The sequence below is a fragment of the Leptolyngbya cf. ectocarpi LEGE 11479 genome, from assembly GCF_015207065.1.
Classification (GTDB): Bacteria; Cyanobacteriota; Cyanobacteriia; order Phormidesmidales; family Phormidesmidaceae; genus Leptothoe; species Leptothoe ectocarpi.
The window spans coordinates 1-3,625 of record NZ_JADEXP010000485.1 but is presented as its reverse complement, the minus strand read 5'-3'; the positions used below and the strand labels follow the sequence as shown (position 1 = coordinate 3,625).

3 protein-coding genes are annotated in these 3,625 nt (G+C 46.2%); 2 read left to right on the top strand and 1 reads right to left on the bottom strand.

The window, feature by feature from the left end; translation table 11 throughout:
• A partial coding sequence (locus tag IQ260_RS28785) for a hypothetical protein (RefSeq protein WP_228016524.1) occupies window positions 1-754 on the top strand: 754 nt, incomplete at its 5' end.
• A gap of 118 nt (window positions 755-872) precedes the next feature.
• Window positions 873-1,616 (top strand): hypothetical protein, encoded by a 744-nt coding sequence (locus IQ260_RS28780; RefSeq protein ID WP_193996500.1) that lies wholly within the window; start codon window positions 873-875, stop codon window positions 1,614-1,616.
• Between the two features lie 46 nt (window positions 1,617-1,662).
• On the opposite strand, the gene IQ260_RS28775 is transcribed toward IQ260_RS28780, so the two are convergent.
• Window positions 1,663-3,396, bottom strand: coding sequence for an NAD(P)H-dependent oxidoreductase (locus IQ260_RS28775; protein ID WP_193996499.1), 1,734 nt, complete (start codon window positions 3,394-3,396; stop codon window positions 1,663-1,665).
• Window positions 3,397-3,625: the final 229 nt, after the last annotated feature.

Sequence of the window (3,625 nt, the reverse complement as noted above, 5' to 3'; positions counted from 1 at the left end):
TATCCTTCTAAGGAGGGATTTTCTTCGCTATGCAGTTACTCAAAACCTTGGTCAATTTGAAAGTTTATACCGGCCATATGCTTTATTCTGGGACGCTGATTCCTTCTTAAAGCTTGTATATTGGATATGTAGTCAAGCTCAAATAATAGGAGCCGATGAATCGGGTATTGATGGATTGAGTCGCGAAGAGCTGCGTTCAAATTTGGAAAATCTCTGGGGAAAAAAATTAGGTAGCGATAACAGTAATGAAGCACATACAGCTAATTGGGTTTTTGCTGCATTAACGGATTTTAAGGGGAAATTACAAGCGCGGGACATTGTTCGTCTTCTCTACCATGCAGCTGATTTGACTATTGAAAGGGAAAGGGAGCTTCAATTTGAGAAATGGTCAACGGACCGATTATTGCCACCCCAGGCTGTTCGTCGTGCTCTAGCACCCTGTAGTAAGAAAAAGGTTGAGGAAGCTAAGGAAGAATATCCAGAATTCAAAGATTGGGTTCATAAAGCTGAGACAGAATATGACATTGAGCAGAAACGAATTCCATTCACACTTAACGATCTTGATTTAGATCAAATAACAGTGAGAATGCTCGAAGATATGGGTGTGATTTTTGAGGATAAAACTAAAGATGGGGTTGCACGATACTATATGCCTGAAATTTTTCGAGCAGGTTTGGATTTTGATCTAGCTGGTGGTGCTCGTCCTAGAGTCTTAGTTTTGAAGCGCAAGGCTTTAGGGAGCGGTGTTCTGTAGCTTCTGGATTATTGATAACTATTCAAAAACTCTATTCTTCTTCTGTCGAATTTAAAATGAGGATTCTTTAATCTATGCTTGCGATTGGGGGATAATCCATCCATTACTGGAGATCACTATGGGTATCGGCATCAACATCGTTGGCTTAGCATTGGCAACTTGTTTAGGTCTGGTACATATTTTTGCAAGCCGAACCCAGTGGCTGACTAAAATCCCCCAACGCTGGTGGATCTCGATTGCAGGCGGTGTCTCGATCGCTTACATATTTCTAGATATTTTGCCCGAGCTGAGCCATGCCCAAGCGGAAATTCAGCACAGCAGGATCGGCATGATTCGCTATCTGGAGCACCATGTGTATCTCCTAGCATTACTTGGCCTGGCCCTGTTTTATGGGTTGGAAAAGCTGGCGCTGCGATCGCGCTCCCACCAGCATGAGAACCATGGTAAGGACTACACTCATCCTGGTATCTTCTGGATTCATGTCATTTCATTTGGGATGTATAACGGAATTTTGGGCTATCTTCTGCGGGAGTCGGAAAATCACGGGTTGATTGCCTGCCTGATCCTATTTTTTGCCCTGGCGCTCCATTTTGTAGTGAATGATGTTGGATTACGGGAGCACCATAAGCACATGTATGATCGCATTGGGCGGTGGCTGCTGGCTGGAGCCATTGTTTTAGGCTGGGCAGTGGGTGAGGCGTTTCATTTGGATGAGGCTGCGATCGCAGCGATTTGGGCGCTGGTTGCCGGTGGTATCATTCTTAATGTTTTGAAGGAAGAATTCCCAGAAGAACAAGAAAGTCATTTTGGTATGTTTTTTGCTGGGGCCGCTTTGTATTCAGTGGTGTTACTGGCAATTTAGGGGCATGCCCTGACGGGCACTAAACAACCATATCTAACCAAAATCATTAAAATGGCTTAAATTCAGCCGTCACAATACTATCGGCACGCTCCTCAATATAATCCCAGATTAAATAACTTACGGGACGTTGTTGACCAACATTGCAGCATTCGTGCAAATCCACATAGGGCAGCGTATTGTACTCATTAAACGCACCACCGGTCTCTGCCAGCGGGCGACAAATATCAGTTGTAATCAGATCAAATCCGATGGTGAGACTTGGATAATGGTGAGAGAACTCAATACACTGTTGCACAATGCTGGGGTGTAGGTCGTCGGTGCAATCGATATAGTCCGCTCCCAAGGCCGCTGTGATTTTTTCTTGAAGATAAAAGACTTCTCCCTCTGCCAGTACTGTATTCAGGGTGTAGCCTGCTCGATGGAGCAGACGGCGACTGGTGTGGTCAAATACCAACTGATGCAGCGTAGTATGGGTCTCGTAGCGATCGCAACGGCCAGGTTCTTGATTTCGGCGTTGAAAAAGTTCCAAAATGGTGCGCTGACCATCACCCACCACGCTGGCAGGGCGTCGCTGCACACAGCCAGCATAGTGGTGATTAATAATCAGAACCCGATAGTCCTGTCCGCTGATGTGAGACTCCAGCTTGCTCACAGCGTCGCTGGTCTCAATTACAGCTGCCGCCTGTCTGAGTTGTTCAGCAGTTTGCAAATTGGGATATACATTCTCACTTAAGGAACCTGCATCTGGTTTAGCCACCAGGGGAAATTTCAACGTTTCAAAGGGAATCTCGGCTACTGTTTTGAAGGTGCCATAGGAAACCGGTACGGGGAGGCCGATTTTGGCCATCAGGGTCAATTTGTGAGCCTTAGATTTTTCTAGATCGTAGTTAGCATATTGATTGCGATAGGAAAAATACCCAGGATAAATCTTGTAGATAAATCCTTTGTTGTTACGCTCGGCTCTAAAAATTTTATCTTCTAAGCTCAACACACTAAAACAAAAGCCCCGCTGTCTGCCTGCCTGCATAACGGTCCAGATTCGCTTTGAGACCTGTCGATAATCAATCCCCTCGCCAGTATTTTCTGCATGGATCAGCGGGGGTAGAAGTATAGTGTCGGTCGCCACTGCAGCGGCTTTTGTGATTGTCTGGACTTCTTGATTGACAGCTTTGAGATTAATCTGTAACGGTGTTTGGCGGATCAAATGGGCCATGGCGATGGTATGCTCCACCACCAACCGAACATCGCGGTTCACCGTGGCGGATGTGTTTCCTTTCGCCTCCATAAATCCTGTCGGGGTATCTATCGGCTGACACCAGACTGCCGTATTGTAGGGCGGGTTCACACAGCCTAGCTGACCCAACTCACAACAGATTTGCCCCAGGCATCCGCTACCCCAGGTATCTCCCACCAGCAGCACTCCGACTACTTTGTTATAAAGGGGAGACTGCCCCGTAGCGAGATCTTGTTTGTTGTGGCAGGTCTCCCGCAGACGTTCCATCAGCTTTTGGCACTCGGACGAGCGCTGTCCTTGCAGGGCCGAGACACCAAGGATCAGAATGTCTGCGGCTTGGATACGATCAAACACTTGGAGGAAATCATCATCTGGATCGCCACTGTGTCCTGGCAGAATGTTGAAATCGACCGGGCGTAGTGCTTTGATTTGGTGATCTTTGGCTTGATAGCGTTCTGCTAGTAGCGTCCATAGAGCGCCTGTTTCGCTTAGTTCTGGAGACGGCTTGAGGGTACAATCGACAAACAAGATGTGGAGAGCATTCATTAGTTTTATCGTAATTAACTCAAAAGGATGACAAGGCGCTGTTGAGACCCAGTTGCGAGGAAATGCCTCAGCATCCCTGTTCCCCATAAGCTCTGCGACGAAATTCTTAAAAAGAGACGCTATCTGATTTTTTCTTAGATGAGAATAGCCATAGTTAGACCCGTGAGCTTAATTTTCTATAGATATTAAAACTATCATTTAGAGTTTTCCAATTTTGTACCTCTAATAT

Bases quoted from the DNA above. Each gene is read 5' to 3' on its own strand.
- IQ260_RS28780 (WP_193996500.1), top strand. From the start codon at position 873: ATGGGTATCGGCATCAACATCGTTGGCTTAGCATTGGCAACTTGTTTA.
- IQ260_RS28775 (WP_193996499.1), bottom strand. From the start codon at position 3,396: ATGAATGCTCTCCACATCTTGTTTGTCGATTGTACCCTCAAGCCGTCT.